3 protein-coding genes are annotated in these 1,332 nt (G+C 69.6%); all 3 read right to left on the bottom strand.

Annotation, left to right across the window (positions count from 1 at the left end):
• Positions 1-20 precede the first annotated feature (20 nt).
• Genes PROKR_RS32275 through PROKR_RS02465 form a run of 3 tightly spaced genes read right to left on the bottom strand, consistent with a single transcriptional unit; the run spans position 21 to position 1,027 of the window.
• The gene (locus PROKR_RS32275; protein WP_157601840.1) at positions 21-194 is read right to left on the bottom strand and encodes a hypothetical protein; all 174 of its coding nucleotides are present in this window, start codon (positions 192-194) and stop codon (positions 21-23) included.
• Positions 155-649 (bottom strand): phage major capsid protein, encoded by a 495-nt coding sequence (locus tag PROKR_RS02460; protein ID WP_036959341.1) that lies wholly within the window; start codon positions 647-649, stop codon positions 155-157. Before PROKR_RS02460 ends, PROKR_RS32275 begins: the two co-directional genes overlap by 40 nt.
• A 3-nt stretch (positions 650-652) precedes the next feature.
• On the bottom strand, positions 653-1,027 hold the full coding sequence (locus PROKR_RS02465) for a hypothetical protein (RefSeq protein WP_036959342.1): 375 nt from the start codon (positions 1,025-1,027) through the stop codon (positions 653-655).
• Positions 1,028-1,332: the final 305 nt, after the last annotated feature.

A 1,332-nucleotide genomic window follows, 5' to 3' on the forward strand; every position in this document is an offset into this window, starting at 1 on the left:
GAACGCGTTGCGCGAGTAGGTCAGGTCCGAACCGTAGGATGCTCGGCGTGTTCGGGGCTCGTGGTGAGCGAGTTGCCCAGCAGCGGGTTGCCGTCGCCGTCGCGGGCCACCAGCAGGGTCTTGCGAGCCTGCGGGGCCAGGACGTAGCCGTCGGTCACGCCGCCGGCCTCGTAGACGGCCGAGTCGATCGCCACGGCGTCGCCGTAGGTGTCGGTGGTGCCCCAGGCCCCAGCGCGGAGGCGCCGGCGAGGGAGTCGAACGCGTTCGCCTCGGCGGTGGCGTGCAGGGCCTTCAGGTCGAAGGCGGTCGCCAGCGTCTTCGGCAGACGCTCGGAGAGCGCGGCGAAGAGGGCCGGGAGGTCGCGCTTGAACTCGTTCGAGAACAGCTCGATCAGGGCGACCTTGCGGGGCCGGATCGACTTGTTGCCGAACGAGGCCTCGCCAACCTTGATCTTCTCGGTCTCGCCGACCCACGAGGCGACGGGGTCACCGGTGATCAGCGGGACGTCGATGCCGACGCCGGGCAGGTCGATGCGCGTCGACTTCTGCATGACGACAGAGGCCTCCTGGGCGTCCTGCCAGATCTGCGAGGAGACCTCGGCCGGCAGGAGGATGCCCGAGGCATCCCGGGAGTGCGGAACAGCAGGCATGGGTTATGCCCTTTCATGTAGGGGGGATGCGAGAGTCACGGGAGGACCCTTGCGCGACAGGTCAGTTGAAGAGCCCGTCCAGCGCTTCGACGAAGGAGTCCTTCGCGCTGGGGTGCCGCCCGTGGTCCGGCCCTGTGTCGGGGTCGGCTTGGGGGCGGGGGACTTGCGACCCGCGAGTCGTTCGGCCAGTGCTCGGAGGGTCTTCTCGTCGCCCTGGACACCGTCCAGGACAGTGACGTCCTCCTTGGAGAGCTCCAGGTCGACGGCGATCTTGTAGCGGATGAGCGCGGCCTCGGCCGTCTCGGCGCGCGTGACGGCGTCCGTCAGGGCCTGTGACCCTGCCGCCAGGTCGGCGGCTGCCTTCTCGGCGTCGGACATCGAAGATCGCTTCAGCTCGGCGAGCTCGGTCGCGGCCTTGGCGTTCGCCTTGGCCTTGTCCTCGTGCTTCCGGGCGTGGCCCTTCCACTCTTCGAGCTGGGCGGCCAGGTCCTCGGCGGTCGGGGCGGGGCGGTGCCCTCGGCCGAAGCCTCGGTGCCAGTGTTCGCGGTGTCGCTCATGGTGTTTCGTCCTCCCGTGCGGGTGATCGGATCGCCCCGTGCGGGGCTGGGGTTACTGCGTCCCAGCCCGGCGGCTGGAAGATATGGGCGGCCTTAGTCCAGGCCGCGTAGGAACTCGCGCACGTC

It is taken from the genome of Promicromonospora kroppenstedtii DSM 19349 (assembly GCF_000515355.1).
Lineage (GTDB): Bacteria > Actinomycetota > Actinomycetes > Actinomycetales > Cellulomonadaceae > Promicromonospora > Promicromonospora kroppenstedtii.